The organism is Microbacterium oxydans, assembly GCF_026559675.1.
Lineage (GTDB): Bacteria > Actinomycetota > Actinomycetes > Actinomycetales > Microbacteriaceae > Microbacterium > Microbacterium oxydans_D.
The window spans coordinates 3,151,911-3,168,036 of record NZ_CP092891.1; the positions used below are offsets into that span (position 1 = coordinate 3,151,911).

Consider the following 16,126-nt stretch of genomic DNA (forward strand, 5'->3'; position numbering starts at 1 on the left):
ATGAACATCGCCGTCTGGATCGTGTCCGGCCTGCTCGCCCTCCTCTATGTGTTCACGGGCGGCGCGAAGATCCTCCGCTCGAAGGAGGCGCTGGCGCCCACGATGAGCTGGACCCGCTCCGCGAAGCCCGGGGTCATCAAGGCCGTCGGCATCCTCGAGATCCTGGGAGCTGTCGGGCTGATCCTGCCGTGGCTCACCGGCATCGTCCCGATCCTGACGCCGATCGCGGCCGTCGGGCTCGTGCTCCTCCAGGCGGGCGCGATCGTGGTGCACATCCGCATCGGCGAAGCGAAGTCGGTGCCGTTCAACGCCACGCTCCTGCTCCTCGCGGCGTTCGTCGCGGTCTTCCGCTTCATCGCTCTCTAGACGGACGGCCCGGAACCGAACCCGAGCCCGAAACCGAACCGGAGGCCCGGGCGCCCGAGGTCAACCCCCTGACGGGTCGGGGCGAGCGGGCGTACGGTCACCGGAACGAATGAAGGAGACACGATGAGCGATCCGAAGAACACCCAGGGCACGCCCGGACCCGAGGAAGAGGCAGACACCGCATCCGGCGGCGCCCCCGACGACACCGACAAGGTGCTCGAGGAGGAGACCACCGACGAGAACGGCAAGCCCCTGGAGAACCCTTCCGGCGGGTGAGCAGGAATCGAGCGGAGAGCGGCCGGTGAGGACCTCCCGGCCGCTCCTGAACCACCGGCTACGCGGCGCGCGCTCCCGACTCCGGGTCCATGAACGGCTCGCGCATCAACTCCCCGGTCGGGAGCGGAGCTCGAAGTCCGGCAGCTGCCAGGTACCGTCGAATGCGGCCGGCTCAGGACCGTAGATGCGGAAGTAGACGAACCATCCGCTACCGGGCTTCGTCTTGATCCAATGCGCGGCCTCGGCGTCCTCGTCAGGACGCTCGGGCGAGAAGTGGAGTCGAACGGTGTCGCCGACGAGGTCGGTCAGCTCGTACATCGAGCGGAGAGCGGCGGAGTTCTGCTCGGTGAGGATCTCGCTGCGGGTCTCGGCGTCGTAGACGGTGACCGACCAGAAGAGTGTCGCGGGCACCGGCAGCGGAACGTCGAGGCTGTAGGAGTTCTGCCCGTAGAGATACTCGCCCTCGGCGTCACGCAGCCCGAGCCAATACAGGGAGCCGGCTCCGGGTGCGCGAGCGAACATCGCGGGCGACTCGACCTGGGCCTGATAGAACCACTTCTCCCGGGCGTAGAGGTCAGTGTAGTCAGGGGTGTCGAAGGTTCCGTTCTGCGACTGCAGCACAGCCCACTCCCACTGGGTGCCCGCCCAGACCTGCTTCGAGGCGCTCCGGTCCGCGAACGACTGTGCCAGCAGATGCGCATGCCCGATCACCGCCGCCTTCTCGAGGATGCCGACCAGCCGATCATCCGGCTCGAATGACAGACCGCGGGCGATGCCGAGCTGGGCGAGCTCGCCGTACTCATAGCGGTACGCGGGGTTCGGAGGTTCCTGCTGCAGGGTGTCGTGCAGCACCCGCCAGAACTCGAGGTTCGTCTCCCATCGCACCGGGGTGAAATCCGCTCCGTCCAGAACGGAGAGGTCCACCCACGTGGTTTCGGGCCACTCGTCGCGTGGCTGGAGCGGGTAGACCCTGACCGATTGCATCAGCCGATCCGCAGCATCCATGTCGCCGCCGATCGGCATCGCTCGGATCAGTCCGAGCACACGATTGGTCGTCGCGTGCGCTGCGTACATCCCGTCCGGCACCTCGCCGGTCCATCCGGGAGGCAGCACGACATGCCTTCCGCCCTCAGCCTTCGCCGGACCCGGCAGACCGTAGTCCATCACCCACAGCTGATTGAGGTCGTTGAAGGTACCCATGATCGGTCCCGGCGGGACCTCCAACACGATCGGGCCGTCGGACAGGTCGAGCGCCACCGCGCCGTAGGGCGTGTCCGAATTCGGGGTGAAGACGAACTGTCGTGGTGTTCCCTTCAACGCGGGGAACACATGATTCGGAACCACGCCACCGGCGAGGTTGCCGCGCCATGTCGCTTCGAAGGAGACCGTCGGGTAGAAGAACCGATACGCGTGCAACGCCCGCACCAGGTCAGCCTCATCGAAGGCGACGGCTGCCGTCTCGGCCGTCGGAAAACCGCCCTCGATCACGCACCTCGCCTCGTCGAACATGACATCCCCCTCTGCGCGGACCGTTGCGAGAGACGCTACCCCCGCGCGTCGAGGGTGTCGACGGCGAATCGGAACCCTCTCTCGCGGCCGACCCCCGGTATCGCGACCCAGCGGCCCGAGGAGACGGTCATGGGCAGCGCTAGGCTCCTCACGTGGATCTGTCACTCACCCCGCCGTCAGCCGCGGAGTTCAAGGCCCTCTACGACGAGACGGGCTGGGCGGACATCCCCCTCTCGACGTTCGAATCCGCACTGGCCGGGACCTGGATCGTGTGCACCGCACGTGAGGCCGACGGCTCGCTGCTCGGTATGGGCCGCCTGATCAGCGACGGAGCCCTGCACGCCTTCGTGGCGGAGATGCTCGTCACCGAGCATGCGCGCGGCAACGGAACGGGCGCTCTCATCCTCGATGCTCTCGTCGCCGCCGCGAAGACACGAGGCGTCGACGACATCCAACTCTTCGCCGCACGCGGCCGCGCGGAATTCTATGAGCGCAACGGCTTCAGCCGCCGCCCCTCCGACGCTCCCGGGATGGACATCTCCACCCCTCAGCTCTAGCGGTCTGCTGCGAAAAGCTCCGCATAGTACGTCTGACTTCGCGATTGGTCGAGGGAGGCGGAGAAAGCCGTCCCCGGGTGCAGTGTGACTCCACACCGCACGACTCACGCACCGGAGGCCGACATGTATTTCCACGTCCAGGAGTTCATCAACGAGATCGCTCACGACGAGCCGGACCCCGCTGCGGCGAATGCGCTTCAGGAAGGGCTGGGTGGTCAGTTCGGTGAGATGCGGACGATGATGCAGTACCTCTTCCAGAGCATCAACTTCCGGGGGCCGGACGGCAAGGCGTACAAGGACCTCATCCAGGGGATCGGCACCGAGGAGATCAGTCATGTCGAACTCATCGGCACGACCATCTCCCGCCTCCTCGACGGCTCCCCGCAGTATCAGGGCACGCCGACCGACCCCCTGGATGAGCCGGGTGCGGGCGGGGCGACCCCGCTGCGCATCGCTGTCGACACGAGCAACATCCATCACTATCTCGTCGGAGCTCAGGGAGCTCTTCCCGTCGACGCGGTCGGCAACCCGTGGTCCGGCAGCTACGTCTACAACTCGGGCAACCTCGTGCTCGATCTGCTCTACAACCTCATGCTCGAATCCACCGGCCGGTTGCAGAAGTGTCGCCTGTACGAGATGACGGACAACAAGATGGCCCGGAGCACGATCTCGTACCTCATCGTGCGGGATCAGGCGCACGAGAACGCCTACGCCAAGGCGCTCGAGACGCTCGGCGTGAACTGGCGCACCTCCCTGCCGATCCCGAAGACGAATGCCGAGCAGTTCCCCGAGGTGAAGAAGCTCCTGGACCTCGGTCTGCAGAGCAAGCAGTACTCGTTCGATCTCACGGCCCAGTCCGAGGCCGGCAAGATCTTCCAGGGGGCGTCGCCGTCGAACGACGGGACAGAGCTCGACGCCAGCGAGCAGGCACCGGTCGGGCATCCCATGACGATCGCGCCGGAGCGCTTCGAGGAGTTCGCCCCCGGTGCGGACGACGAGCTCCGGGCACTGATCGAGGCGACGGCCGCCATGGAGATGGCCGACATCGATGCGACCTTCGGGCGCATGGAATGACGACGGATCGAGGCGTGTGATGGCGACCAACACCCGCCGGATGAGGTGCGCACCACAGGACGTGTTCCGCGTGCTGCAGGACGGCTGGCTCTACCCGAGCTGGGTCGTCGGCGCCACGCGCATGCGCGAGGTGGATGACGCCTGGCCCCGCCCGGACGCCGAGCTCCACCACACGGTGGGATCTTGGCCCTTCGTCCTCGACGACACCACGCGGAGCGTGGAATGGGACCCTCCTCACCGCATGCGACTCATCGCGCGAGGCTGGCCGTTCGGCGAGGCCGATGTCACGATCCGCGTCCGCTCCGACGAGGACGGCTGTGTGGTGCGCATCGATGAGGAACCCCGCAGCGGTCCGGCGACGCTCATCCCCCGCTTCCTGACCACTCCGATGCTCCGTGTGCGCAACGCCGAGACGCTCCGCCGCCTCGCCTACATCGCCGAGGGCAACCGGCCTCGTGCCGCGACGGGCTATGAGCCCACGTTGGGGTTGCTGTCGGCCAGCAGCACGTAGTTGTCCTCGGTGGAGGAGCGATTCTTGCGTGCGTGATCAGCCGCCGCGTGTCGACGGCGTGTGAGATGGCGGGGCGACAGACTGCGCCACAGCGAAGACACCCCAGGCGATGAGGTGGAACGCTGCCAGCGCGACGACTGTTTCGGGGAGAGTCGAGAACGTCGTCGTATCGGACCCTACGAGGGTGAGCTGCACGATCACCACGATGCTGAGTCCCAGTCCGATCAGCGCCGCGAGGAGACTGACGACCACGACGATCCAACGGCGGCCCGATCGAGCGCTCGCGAGCGCCGCGAGCACGACCACGAGGACGGACCACACGGCGAGAGGGATGCTGAACAGCTGGTACCACACCATGACGCCGAAGGCCGCTTCGAGGTCGAAGGGCAGTTCGTGCACGACGACGCCCAGCTGAACCGCGGATCCCGCGAGCCATGAGAGGGCCAGTGCCCACAACGCCGTGCGCACGTTGCGGACGCCGACGGTCAAGGACGACTCTTCGCGCCGGAGGTGTTCCGTGGCTGTCATGGGCTCGACTCCTGGAACTCGATCGCGCCGAGGAAGTTGTCGCTGGGATCGTAGAACTTCAGGAACCGTGCGAAACCGAGGTCTTCGACGCCGACGATGCGCGCCTGCGCCCGATCGAGCAAGGCGAGGAGCTCATCGAAGCGCTCGGTCTTGAGGAAGAAGACCGGCTTTGCCGCGCCTTCGACGGCGACCTGCATCGGGGTGAACTCAGCGGCTTCCCACAGCATGAGGTCGAGCCCGGGCTCCAGGCGCATCATGGCGTAGGTGCCGTAGTTCGTGAGGACTCGGAAGCCGAGGACATCCGAGTACCACGTGATCGCCTCGTCCAGATTCCTGATGGGGAGCTGGAGATGATCGAGTGCAGTGACGACGGGAACCATGGGCGGCCTTCCTGGGTCGGACCCCCAACCTATCGCCGGAACCGAGCGTGCGGCGCTCCGGTGTCGTCGCGTGTACGCTGTTTCGACCGGTGTTCAGAGCAGCGCGGCGACCTTCTCCGCGGTCTCCTTCGCGGACCCGGGGTTCTGCCCCGTGACGAGGCGGCCGTCGACGACCGTGTAGGAGACGAACGGCAGCAGCGCCTTCTCGTAGAGCGCGCCGCGGTTCCTCATCTCCTCCTCGGCGTTGTACGGGACGAGCTTGTCCACGCGGGCGAGCACCTCTTCCTGCCAGGCGAAGCCTTCCGGCCCGCCACGAGGAGAGAACCATCGGAGAGTCGCGTGTTGAGCAGCCCGCAGTAGCCATGGCACACGGAGGAGACGATCCCGCCGCGCTCCCAGATCTCTCGAGTGATCCGCTGCAGCCCCTCACTCTCGGGGAAGTCGTACATCACCGCGTGGCCGCCCGTGAAGGAGATCGCATCGTAGTGCGCCGAGTCGATCTGGTCCGGGCGCGACGTGTGCTCCAGCAGCGCCATCCGTGCCGGGTCTGCGTGCCAGGCTTTCGCAGTCCTGTCGTAGCTGGGGAACTTCAGGGAACGCGGCTCCAGGGGCGAGGCGCCTCCCTGCGGACTGACGATCCGCTGCTCGAAGCCGTGCTCCTCGAACACCTGCCACGCATGGGTCAGCTCCGACAGCCAGAGTCCGGTCGGATGAGACGGGTCGTCGTAGTGGCCGACGTTGGTGACGACGTGAAGGACGCGTCTGGTCATGAGGCTGCTCCTACCGGGGATGCGGGTCGGATGGAAACGGCGAAGATCGCCGCGACGGCAGAACGCACGCGTGCGGCCACCGCGTCGGCGGACTCGGGTCGCAGCTTGCCGTCGAGGTGGAGGAACGCCAGTCCGTGAGCCAAACTCCACAGTGCGGTGGAGAGATTCGGGACGTCGGCCTCGGGAAGCAATCGCTCGATGGCCTCACTCAGCAGGGCATGCAGTTCTGCGGATGCTTTCACCCGGTCGCTGTCGGCCTCGTCGCATCCATTACCGAACATCAGCCGGAAGACGGCGGGGCGACGCACGGCGAAGCCGACGTAGGCGATGCCGAGGTCTGCGATGACATCCGTGACGGATTCCGAGGAGGCGGCTGTCCGCGCGAGCGCGGCGGAGAGATCTGTGCGCAGGTCGGTGAACCCCGCGACCGCCACGGCCGAATCCAACGCCTCGCGGTCGGCGAAATGGCGATACGGCGCCGCCGGCGACACCCCCGCACGGCGTGCGACCGCGCGCAGGGAGAACGGCTCGCCTGCCTCGAGCGCCTGGATCGCCGCATCCAGAAGCGCGGCACGCAGATCGCCGTGGTGGTAGGTCTTCTCGGATGTTGACACTGCTAACAACTCCTCGTACCATCATGTAAGCAGTGTAAACATACCGCATCGGATGCAGCATCGGAAGTCGAGACGAAGGAATGCAGACCATACTGGGCGCGAACGGCCAGATCGCGGTCGAGCTCGCGCGCGAGCTGAACCGGAACCACACGACTGCTCTCCGACTCGTCAGCCGCAACCCGCGCAAGGTCAACGACACCGACACCCTTGCGAGAGCCGACCTGCTGGATGCGGCGCAGACCGCCGCAGCGGTCGAGGGCAGCGACGTCGTGTACTTCACCGCCGGCCTTCCGGCGGACACCGAGCTGTGGGAGCGACAGTTCCCCACGATGCTCCGTAACGCCCTCGATGCGACCCGCAACGCCGGCGCGAAGTTCGCCTACTTCGACAACACCTACATGTATCCGCAGGACGACCGGGTGCAGACCGAGGACACGCCCTTCGCACCGGTCGGCCCCAAGGGCAGGGTCCGAGCGGCGATGGCGTCGATGGTTCTCGACGAGATGGCCCGCGGCGAGATCCCTGTCCTGATCGCTCGCGCGCCGGAGTTCTACGGCCCCGGGAGAACGCAGAGCTTCACGAATGCCCTCCTCCTGGACAGGATCAGGAACGGCCGGAGACCCTTGATCCCCGTGCGCGCCGACGTGCAGCGCACCCTGATCTGGACCCCGGACGCGAGTCGCGCCCTTGCGACGCTCGGGAACACGCCTGATGCCTTCCACCAGACGTGGCACCTGCCGACCGATCCTGATCGGCCGACCTACCGAGAGTTCGTCGCCATCATCGACGATGTCTTCGACCGACGGCGCGCATCCGGGTACACCGTCATCCCGAAGTGGCTGCTGCGCGCGGCAGGCATCGTGTCGCCGCAGGCGCGTGAGATCGAGGAGCTTCTGCCGCGGTACGAATACGACAACAGATTCGACTCCTCGAAGTTCGCCGCACGGCATCCCGGCTTCGCGGTCACGAGCTACCGTCAGGGCATCGAGCTCATTCACCAGGAAGCGGGCGCCGAGGGCTCGGTCTCAAGGCGGCCTTGACCTCGAGTCCACGACGAGCGGCGCGCATGGCGGACGGCGTTTCGATGCCGCACTGACCGCGGCCCAGACTCGCAGGACGCCGCAGATCCTCGTCGCCGATGCAACACTCATGCCGCGCATGCGGGCGTTCGGGCGCGCGCGAGGCTCCGGGCTGACCTCACCCCTGAGAGCGACCCCTGAGAGCGTTCAGGAAGCGAGCTCCTCGCGAAGGAGGGCGGCGCCCGCGCTGAGCGCTCGCAGCTTGCCGCGGGCGACGTCACGTGACAACGGCGCCAAGCCGCAGTTCGTGCTCGGGATGAGCTTGTCCGCGTCGACGAAACGGAGCGCGTTCCGGAGCGTCTCGGCGACCTCCTCCGGAGTCTCGATCACGTCGCTGGCCACATCGATGGCTCCGAGCATCACCTTCTTGCCCCGGATGAGCTCGATGAGGTCCAGGGGGACGTGCGAGTGGTGGCTCTCCAGCGAGATCGTGTCGATGCTCGACTGCTGCAGCAGCGGGAACGAGGTCTCGTACTGCCGCCACTCCGCTCCGAGAGTCGCCTTCCAGTCCGTGTTCGCCTTGATCCCATACCCGTAACAGATGTGCACCACGGTCTCCGCGCGCAACCCTTCGGCCGCCCTCTCGAGCACCGCCACGCCCCAGTCCCGCACGTCGTCGAAGAAGACGTTGAATGCGGGCTCGTCGAACTGGATGATGTCCACCCCGGCCGCCTCGAGCTCCTTCGCCTCCTGGTTGAGGATCGTCGCGAACTCCCAGGCCAGCTTCTCGCGGCTCTTGTAGTGGCGATCGTAGAGCGTGTCGATCATCGTCATCGGACCGGGCAGGGCCCACTTGATGGGCTGATCGGTCAGCTGGCGGAGGAACTTCGCGTCCTCGACGAACACGGGCTTCTCGCGACTCACGGCACCGACGACCGTCGGCACGCTGGCGTCGTACCGGTCGCGGATCCGGACGGTCTCCCGCTGGTCGAAGTCGACGCCGGAGAGATGCTCGATGAACGTCGTGACGAAGTGCTGGCGGGACTGCTCCCCGTCGCTGATGATGTCGATGCCGGCCTGGCGCTGCTCGTCGACGGTGATGCGGAGCGCATCCTGCACACCCTCGACCAGGGCATCGCCCTCCAGCTTCCACGGAGACCAGAGGGTCTCGGGCTGGGACAGCCAGGACGGCTTGGGCAGGCTGCCGACGATCGAGGTGGGAAGAAGAGTGTTCATGAGCGGTGATTCTCCGGTGGTCATCCGACAGGAACGGGGTAGGTGGCGGCCCACTGCTCGAGGATGTGTCCGTGCGGCTTCACGAGGTGCTCGTGCGCGTACTTCCCCTGTTCGGCCGCGAGCCGACTGCGCTCGTCGCGGTCGTAGGCGATCTTCGTCACCGAGTAGTCCTGCTGCTCGAGGCTCGGCTGATAGATGCTCGCGGCGGCCGAGTTGGCGTTGTAGATCTCGGGTCGGTAGATCTTCTGGAACGTCTCCATCGTGCTGATCGTGCCGATGAGCTGGAGGTTCGTGTAGTCGCCGAGCAGATCGCCGCGGAAGTAGAACGCCAGCGGCGCGACGCTGCCGCGGGGCATGAAGTACCGGACCGCGAGCCCCATCTTCCCGAAGTACTCATCGGTCAGGGAGGGGTCCTTCTGCTCGTACTCGACACCGAGGATCGGGTGGTGGTTCTCGGTGCGACGGTACGTCTTGCTCGTCGAGACGCTGATGCAGATCACGGGCGACACGGTGAAGCGCTCCCGATAGGTCTCCGAGTCCAGGAAGTGCTGGAAGAGCTTGCCGTGCAGGTCGCCGAAGTCGGCCGGAACGCTGAACCCTCCTGCAGCCTCGCTGGCCGCCGGCAGTCGCACGCTGAAGTCGAAGTCGCGGACGTAGGACGAGAAGTTGTTCCCCACGATCCCGTGGCTGCGCTTCCCGGTGAGGCGGTCGACGACCTGGATGTCCAGCACCTCGAGGAGCGGGAACTCCTTGTCCTCACCCTCGGCGGCGAATTGCACCGCCACCGAGACGATCTCGAGTTCGACGGTGTAGCGGTCCCCGTCCGGGTTGTCCCAGCGCGCCAGATCGTTGAACCGACGGTCGATCATCGTCAGGGCGTTGCGGAGATTCTGCTGACGGTGCTCCCCCCGTGCGAGGTTGGCGAAGTTCGTGGTGATCCGGGAGTTGTCCGACGGCGAGTAGTCCTCGTCGAACCGGGTCGTCGTGATGCGGAACGTGAATTCGTGTGCCATGAGGGGCCAATCGGTGTGCTGATCGGCCGGGCTCGGCCTCGCGGAAGGGGGTACCTCCATGGTGCGACCCGAGGGCCCCTATCGAGAAATGTGCTCTGACTATGCGATGACATAGTCTGCAACTATGGCCAAGCGTTCGAGCGGCATCACGCTGCAGCAGCTCACCTACTACATCGAGGTCGCCGCGGAGGGATCGATCAGCGCCGCCGCCGATCTGCTCTACGTCGCTCAGCCGACGATGTCGGCGGCGATGAAGGACCTGGAGAGCCGGGTGGGGCGCGTGCTCCTCCTCCGCTCCGCCCGGGGCGTGACCCTCACCACGGACGGCGTGGAGTTCCTCGGGTACGCCCGGCAGGTCGTCGAGCAGGTCGCACTCCTCGAACAGCGATACCTCGGCCGACCACCGTCGCGACGCCTGCTCGGTGTGTCGACGCAGCACTACTCGTTCGCGGTCGACGCACTGGTGCGGATGGTCAAGGCGACCTCGGCGGCCGAGTACGAATTCTCGCTGCGGGAGACGCGGACGTGGGACATCATCGAAGACGTCCGCACCCTCCGCAGCGAGCTGGGGATCCTCTACCGGAACGACTTCAACCGCAACGTCATCGACAAGCTGCTCCGCGACTCCGGGCTCGCGTTCCACCCGCTCTTCATCGCGGAACCGCACATCTTCATCTCCCGCAAGAACCCCCTCGCCACTCGAGATCGCGTGACCCTCGCCGATCTCGCCGACGTGCCGAGGCTCACCTTCGACCAGGGCGCGAACAACTCCTTCTACTTCGCCGAGGAGATCCTCTCCACCCTCTCGAGCCCGCGCGATATCCGCGTGTCCGACCGCGCGACCATCTTCAACCTGATGATCGGGCTCGACGGCTACACCATCTCGACGGGCATCATCAGCGATGACCTCGACCCCGAGATCGTCGCCATCCCGCTCGACATCGACGAGCGCATCGAGATCGGCTGGATCGGCCACTCCGCGATCCCGCTCACCGAGCAGGCGCAGCGCTACCTCGCCGAGCTGCGGACCGTCGTGTCGGACTTCGGGGTGGAACTGCTCGGCTGAGCGTGCTCGCGCGGCTCTATGCGAGCCAGGGGGCGCGGACCGGTGTCCGCGTCGTCTCGATCCGCAGTTTCGGGTCGGAGCGGTCGATCGTCTTGTACCACTCGCTGCGGCCGTGTTGTGTGAACCCCGCGTCACCGGCACCGGGGTCGTGGGAGGCCGCGACGACTCGGCCGTCACCGCTCGAGGCGATCTGGATCGGGACGCCGGCATACGTCCCTCCGTGAGCGATGCGGAAGACGGGCAGACCCTCCTTCCGATCGATGGCCCGGAAGTAGCCGGTCTTCCCCGCTCTCTTGGTGAATCCCGGCGCCGGCGTCCACGACCGGAGTGACCAGCCGAACGTGCTGACGACCTCGTACTCCGCGCCGTCGAGCAGGGCGAACAGACCCGACTTCAGATCATCCATCCGCAGTGCCCTTCTGCTCGGGACGTCTCCCCGATGCGCGAAGCGCGAGCGCGTTCAACCGCTTCAGGTCCACGAACCGGTCCACGCGCACCGGCTCCTCGTCGATCCACACGGTCTTGCCGTCCACGCGCAGAACCCCGATGTACATCACCTCGTCCGCCTCGGAAGAGAACACGGTCAGCACCCAGGAGTCGGCCACGCGCCGGTGCGCGGCCGTGAGCCCCGACACGATCTCCTCGTCGGTACCTTCACGGATCGCCGAGACCAGAGACTGGACCGGGAATGTCGCATCCACGCCGACCACGACCGGGTTCGCGAGCACACCACCCCCACGGACCCGCCAGCGCTGCGACGGCCGAAGGATCATCACGATGCACACCGCGAAGATCACCGGCGGCAAGACGAAGGCCCCGGCGACCGCCAGCCCGGATCGCACGCGACCACCCAACAGCTCGACCGTCGCGTCCTGGTTCAGGTAGACCAGTAGGGCGACCACGACCGCGGCAGCGGCCACGACCATCCAGATCAGCATCTGCCGACGCGACCGTTCCGTCACGAACCGCTCCGGATGCGTGCGGAACCACGCGCCCAGCGACCGGGATCGGGATTGCAGCGGAGTGAAACTCACGACACGGAACCGTTCATCCGACTCAGCGTAGCCAAGAGCGGGAGCGTCCGGAGGGTGACCAGCTCGGCCTCGCGATGCACGCCGCGCCTTGTTCCCTCATCGGCATCAGACCGCGGCGCAGCGTTGCGACGGCATCACTGCTCATCCCGCGTCGAACAAGACGAAGGCCCCGCTTCCCAGTGTTTCCATGGGATTCGGGGCCTTCGTGGTGGCGGTGACGGTGGGATTTGAACCCATTCTGCAGTCCAGACCCTGGGTCCAGCTCTTGCGGAACAGCGGAAAAACAAGGAAGCGACCCACATCTGCTCACACCAGCTCACCTAGTCCCGCACGAGTTCCGTTACTGCTGCGTTACCGCTAACGCTCAGGGCAGAAGTCGGTTACGAACGTGAGCGTGAAGACGACTCAACACGCCGGGTTACGAGAGTGACGTGAGTCGCGCACGTCGCAACCCGTACCCTCAGCGACCGACTCGGCGTGGTACCGGAGCACCCGATCGCTCAGTTCGGCCTTTCGCTATTCATGTCGGTTGCCCATCGTATGCTCGCCTCAAGGAGGCCAACGTGATTGATCCGATAACTGGGGCGGCGATCTCTGCCGGCGGCAAGGTGGCTACTTCTGCTGCCGTCGGTCTCGGGAAGAAGCTGACGCTTGAATGGCGCATCGCGAGGAGCGCTGCATCCGCGGCGCAAGAGCTAGGCGTGAAAGTGCCACTAAAGCCCCTCCGCGCTGCGCTCATGAACTCTGATTTGATGACCGCCTGCAAAACAAATGGTCCTGCTGGTACGGCTGCCAGAGAACTCCTCGACACGATTAGATGCGACGGCCTCGAGGGGCCTCCAAGCGGGTTTCTGCTCCCTCTTCTGCGGACTGCGACCGCACGACAACTAAGCGCTGGTGACTCCCAAGCGCTGGTGTACGAGCAAGTTATCGTTCCGATCACAGAGATGGCGGAGCTTGGCAAGGACACGATGGAGTCCGCTCTTGCCCACTTTCCCGCGGCGCTCGCGGAGGATGCGCGAGCGCTGGAGGGTGCGATCGGCGAGCGGGCCTTGCTCCGGATGCTTCGAACGCTTGCCAAGCCGCAGGAGCGTGGCGAGACTCTCAAGGATTGGCTTCGTGCCCGGCCGTCGTGGCTCGAAGAGAGCGAAGCTGTGGACGGGTGGCTCGGTCTCCTAGCGATCACCTGCGGGAACCACACTAACGCGCGCGCCTGGATCGAGCGTGCGCTCGAAGGCGGAGCCACTCCACGCGCGTACTGGCTTGTGCAGATCGTGGGGATCAATCGTTCGGAGTCGGACGCACTTGACCTCCTCGCCCACGATCGCGGGCACCCGTTGATCGAGGCGATCTTAACGGACAACGAGCTCTCCGAGCGAGAGCAGCACCTGCTGGACTGGACTCCGCAGACAGCGATGCAACGAGCTCTCGCGGCCTCCATTCGCGCGCAGCAGCTAATCGAGGCGCGACGACTCGACGAGGCTATCGAGTTCTCGGTAGATGCGTTCGAAGCCGACGGGTTTGGAGCCGCAGGCGTAATCGGCGTTCGTGCTCTCATCGCGCGGTCCCTGGTGGGTGAGTTTCACACTCAAACCGAAGATCTGTCGGCGGCGCGGCGCCTCGCGATCGATATCAGAAACAGCCAGCGACGGACCGGAGTTCCCAACTCTGAGGCAGTCGTGCTTGCCATCGAAGCCTCCATGCTGCTTCAAGACTATGACCGCGCGAAGGCGCTTTTCACTGCTACCCCAGAAGGAGAGGCGACCGCTGCCGAAGCCGCTCACGCTAGTGTTCGCAACGCCGCGGCGCTCGCGCTTCTCCACACCGGACAGCTGTCAGGCGCGCACACACTAATGGGCGAAACCGCATCAGCCTCGATGCGACTGCAACTCGCAGCACGTGAGGCTGAACTCGAAGTGGAGGGTGACAAGGCCGTCCGACTATGGTCCGAAGCGGTAGATGCCACCGAGGACTGGAACGAGAAAGCAGCGATCTGCTCTGTTCTTGCTCATCGCGGCATCGTGCATCCCTTCGTCGAGATCATGCGCCCGCTCAACGCCCAGTTGTGCGACGAGATTGACAGTATTGCGGCCCTGTTTCGAGAGCAGCCCGGCGCTGAGTCGCGCGCGGCATCCGCGGCGCTAGATAACCCGAGGCTCGCCCGCGCCCTGGGCCAGTATTACGCCGAACACGAACGACCCGATGACGCTCTCCGCCTCGCCGAACAATCAGCGCGTCGGTGGGGCGATCCTGACGAATGGTTCCGGGCAGCGCGGTATCACCTCGATCGCGGCGACCATGAGAAGGCCGTCGACCGGGCACAACGGGCTATCGTTGCGGGCGGACAAGCCTGGGGGGCACGTGCGCGTGCCCTTCGACTACAAATCCAGGCGATGTATCAGGACAGGCAGTGGGAAGAGCTCATCCTGCCAGCGCGAGCTCTGCTGCGCATCGAACCCGATGCAGCCGACGCAGCCTGGTCATTGGTCTTTGCCTACAATCACGCTGCCGACGACCTCCAGGCGTTCAAGGAATGGAAAGCACACCCGGTGTGCCGTGTCCCTCATGACGCCGGTCAGGCGTCTATGTGGCTGCATCTTTTCCAGCGCTTCGGCACAGAGATGGCGCAGGTGAGCGAAGTTCTCAGTCTGAGCCATAGATTCTCTTCTCACGAGCAGGTTCGACGGCTAGCAGTGGGCGCATTGTTAATCGCCCCCATCGAGTATCGAGACACCGAAGTGCAGCTACTCGCCCTAGCTGACGAATATCACACGGACTTCCCCGATCGCCCCCGTCTGGTTTGGGCCGTGACGATGGAGGGAGATGATCCGAAGGAGCTGCTTGCTGCGATCGATCGAGCTGCCGGTGGTCCCCGCCCTACCAATGACCTTGATGCCCACCTGCGCGATGGGTCGTTGCCCGTCGGGTTGATCGCCCACTTCTCGCGGCGGGGCCTTGCCGAGATACTCGTCAAGAGCCGCCATTCGCCTCGCTTCGCGGGTGGTTCGGATGAGAGACCCGTGGACTACACGGCCGTCGAAATAGCCAGCTTGCGGGGCGCCGCCCTGGACACAACGGCAGCCCTAACCCTCGCAACTCTTGATGACGACCTCGCGGAAGTGCTCAGCCGTGTTCCCAAACGACTGTTCGGCACATATGGTCAACTTCGCGACGCGAATGATGCGGGGATCGATTTTGAGCGGGCCGGCGATGTCTTCGTCCCGAGCACCGTCGATCAGGGTCCGACCGTCATGTTCATTCCCGAGGAGGAGGTCGCGGAGCGCCGTCGCCTGACAGAAAAGCTGATCGTTCTCCTCCGGCTCGCCGAACGATCGGATCCGCCACAGCTGGCGCCTCCGACCGAACGATTCGAAGACCTCTTAGGAGCGTGGTCCGAGGCGATCCTCCGGGCTGCCGAAGCGGACGTTCCCCTCTGGTGCGATGATGCTGCGACTAGACAGATAGCTGGTGCCTTCGGAATATCATCCTTCGGGACGCCGACAGTTGTGGAGTACATGCGTGCCGCCGGGCAGCTCACCGAAGAGCAAGCTGACGTCATCGACGCGGCTCTTATTCGTGAACATCTCGTTGGGATTCGCTACAGGAAAAACCCTTGGGAACTGGCGGCTGCTATTGGCCTCGCACCCGCCGGGCTGGGGCAGGCAATCTTGCACGGCGGTCCGACGTCCGCGGCCAGCAAAATCGAGATCATCGTTCGTGGCATGGAAAGATGCGTAGCCGAACCGGATGCGATGCAGGATTGGGCAGCCGTAGGCGCCAGATATGTCACGGGGATCGCGGGCACAGAAGAAGAAGCAGTCGACAACCTCGCGCTCTTCATCCGAGCGGCCCTAACGATGTCGTGGACTGCGGCGCACGTTCTTCAGTTCATCTTCAAGGGGTTGCGGGAGGCAGCGACGGATCGTTGGTACCCTGCGTTTCGCCAAGCAGTGACCGCACACTGGGGAAGTTTGCGATCAATCCTCCCTACCGATCTTGCAGCGACCCTGCTCCTCGGGAAGGTAAAGCTTCTACCGGATCCTGATCGGCAACTCGTGCTGGAAGTCATCTTCCGCGACGACGACTAGGGAGAGCTCGCGGTCGCGGCCCGAGGGCTGAGAAGCACTCTCGTGCGAGCTTCGCTACTGCTGAAAACACAGGAGAACGTGGACG

General features: G+C 65.3%; 18 protein-coding genes. 8 read left to right on the forward strand and 10 right to left on the reverse strand.

Annotated features, from left to right (window positions below):
• A complete protein-coding gene (locus MME74_RS15270) occupies positions 1-366 on the forward strand; it encodes a DoxX family protein (RefSeq protein WP_267415913.1) in 366 nt (121 codons plus the stop codon).
• Positions 367-489: 123 nt separating this feature from the next.
• Positions 490-642, forward strand: coding sequence for a hypothetical protein (locus tag MME74_RS15275; protein ID WP_267415914.1), 153 nt, complete (start codon positions 490-492; stop codon positions 640-642).
• A 105-nt stretch (positions 643-747) separates the two neighbouring features.
• On the opposite strand, the gene MME74_RS15280 is transcribed toward MME74_RS15275, so the two are convergent.
• Positions 748-2,151 carry a DUF1254 domain-containing protein gene (locus tag MME74_RS15280; RefSeq protein ID WP_267415915.1) on the reverse strand — a complete coding sequence of 468 codons (1,404 nt, stop codon included), beginning with the start codon at positions 2,149-2,151 and terminating at the stop codon, positions 748-750.
• 152 nt (positions 2,152-2,303) lie between these two features.
• Here MME74_RS15280 and MME74_RS15285 point away from each other — a divergent pair, with 152 nt between their 5' ends.
• The 3 genes from MME74_RS15285 (at position 2,304) to MME74_RS15295 (ending at position 4,293) form a co-directional block, all read left to right on the forward strand.
• A complete protein-coding gene (locus tag MME74_RS15285) occupies positions 2,304-2,708 on the forward strand; it encodes a GNAT family N-acetyltransferase (RefSeq protein ID WP_267415916.1) in 405 nt (134 codons plus the stop codon).
• 123 nt (positions 2,709-2,831) lie between these two features.
• Complete coding sequence (locus MME74_RS15290) at positions 2,832-3,782, forward strand: manganese catalase family protein (RefSeq protein ID WP_267415917.1); 951 nt, start codon at positions 2,832-2,834, stop codon at positions 3,780-3,782.
• Between the two features lie 19 nt (positions 3,783-3,801).
• Positions 3,802-4,293: an SRPBCC family protein gene (locus tag MME74_RS15295; RefSeq protein ID WP_267415918.1), complete on the forward strand. Its 492-nt coding sequence runs from the start codon at positions 3,802-3,804 to the stop codon at positions 4,291-4,293.
• A gap of 36 nt (positions 4,294-4,329) precedes the next feature.
• On the opposite strand, the gene MME74_RS15300 is transcribed toward MME74_RS15295, so the two are convergent.
• The 5 genes from MME74_RS15300 to MME74_RS15320 all read right to left on the reverse strand — a co-directional run bounded on the left by MME74_RS15300 (position 4,330) and on the right by MME74_RS15320 (position 6,585).
• On the reverse strand, positions 4,330-4,821 hold the full coding sequence (locus MME74_RS15300; RefSeq protein ID WP_267415919.1) for a hypothetical protein: 492 nt from the start codon (positions 4,819-4,821) through the stop codon (positions 4,330-4,332).
• Positions 4,818-5,201, reverse strand: a complete 384-nt coding sequence (locus MME74_RS15305) for a VOC family protein (RefSeq protein ID WP_267415920.1) — start codon at positions 5,199-5,201, stop codon at positions 4,818-4,820. Before MME74_RS15305 ends, MME74_RS15300 begins: the two co-directional genes overlap by 4 nt.
• Positions 5,202-5,294: 93 nt before the next feature.
• Positions 5,295-5,468: a hypothetical protein gene (locus MME74_RS15310; protein ID WP_267415921.1), complete on the reverse strand. Its 174-nt coding sequence runs from the start codon at positions 5,466-5,468 to the stop codon at positions 5,295-5,297.
• Complete coding sequence (locus tag MME74_RS15315; protein WP_267415922.1) at positions 5,429-5,971, reverse strand: type 1 glutamine amidotransferase domain-containing protein; 543 nt, start codon at positions 5,969-5,971, stop codon at positions 5,429-5,431. Before MME74_RS15315 ends, MME74_RS15310 begins: the two co-directional genes overlap by 40 nt.
• On the reverse strand, positions 5,968-6,585 hold the full coding sequence (locus tag MME74_RS15320) for a TetR/AcrR family transcriptional regulator (protein WP_267415923.1): 618 nt from the start codon (positions 6,583-6,585) through the stop codon (positions 5,968-5,970). The genes MME74_RS15315 and MME74_RS15320 overlap by 4 nt, the downstream gene beginning before the upstream one ends.
• Before the next feature lie 80 nt (positions 6,586-6,665).
• On the opposite strand from MME74_RS15320, the gene MME74_RS15325 reads away from it, so the two are divergent.
• A complete protein-coding gene (locus MME74_RS15325) occupies positions 6,666-7,625 on the forward strand; it encodes an NAD-dependent epimerase/dehydratase family protein (RefSeq protein ID WP_267415924.1) in 960 nt (319 codons plus the stop codon).
• 186 nt (positions 7,626-7,811) lie between these two features.
• On the opposite strand, the gene MME74_RS15330 is transcribed toward MME74_RS15325, so the two are convergent.
• Together MME74_RS15330 and MME74_RS15335 are read right to left on the reverse strand one after the other, a co-directional pair.
• Positions 7,812-8,840, reverse strand: coding sequence for a methionine synthase (locus MME74_RS15330; protein WP_267415925.1), 1,029 nt, complete (start codon positions 8,838-8,840; stop codon positions 7,812-7,814).
• A 20-nt stretch (positions 8,841-8,860) separates the two neighbouring features.
• Positions 8,861-9,853 carry a DUF1852 domain-containing protein gene (locus MME74_RS15335; RefSeq protein ID WP_267415926.1) on the reverse strand — a complete coding sequence of 331 codons (993 nt, stop codon included), beginning with the start codon at positions 9,851-9,853 and terminating at the stop codon, positions 8,861-8,863.
• Positions 9,854-9,977: 124 nt separating this feature from the next.
• On the opposite strand from MME74_RS15335, the gene MME74_RS15340 reads away from it, so the two are divergent.
• Positions 9,978-10,919, forward strand: coding sequence for a LysR family transcriptional regulator (locus tag MME74_RS15340; protein ID WP_267415927.1), 942 nt, complete (start codon positions 9,978-9,980; stop codon positions 10,917-10,919).
• Between the two features lie 16 nt (positions 10,920-10,935).
• Here the strand turns inward: MME74_RS15340 and MME74_RS15345 are convergent, their stop codons facing one another.
• Together MME74_RS15345 and MME74_RS15350 are read right to left on the reverse strand one after the other, a co-directional pair.
• Positions 10,936-11,325, reverse strand: a complete 390-nt coding sequence (locus tag MME74_RS15345) for a hypothetical protein (protein ID WP_267415928.1) — start codon at positions 11,323-11,325, stop codon at positions 10,936-10,938.
• The gene (locus MME74_RS15350) at positions 11,318-11,953 is read right to left on the reverse strand and encodes a hypothetical protein (protein ID WP_267415929.1); all 636 of its coding nucleotides are present in this window, start codon (positions 11,951-11,953) and stop codon (positions 11,318-11,320) included. The genes MME74_RS15345 and MME74_RS15350 overlap by 8 nt, the downstream gene beginning before the upstream one ends.
• Positions 11,954-12,516: 563 nt before the next feature.
• Here MME74_RS15350 and MME74_RS15355 point away from each other — a divergent pair.
• Positions 12,517-16,041, forward strand: coding sequence for a PIN domain-containing protein (locus MME74_RS15355; RefSeq protein ID WP_267415930.1), 3,525 nt, complete (start codon positions 12,517-12,519; stop codon positions 16,039-16,041).
• Positions 16,042-16,126: the final 85 nt, after the last annotated feature.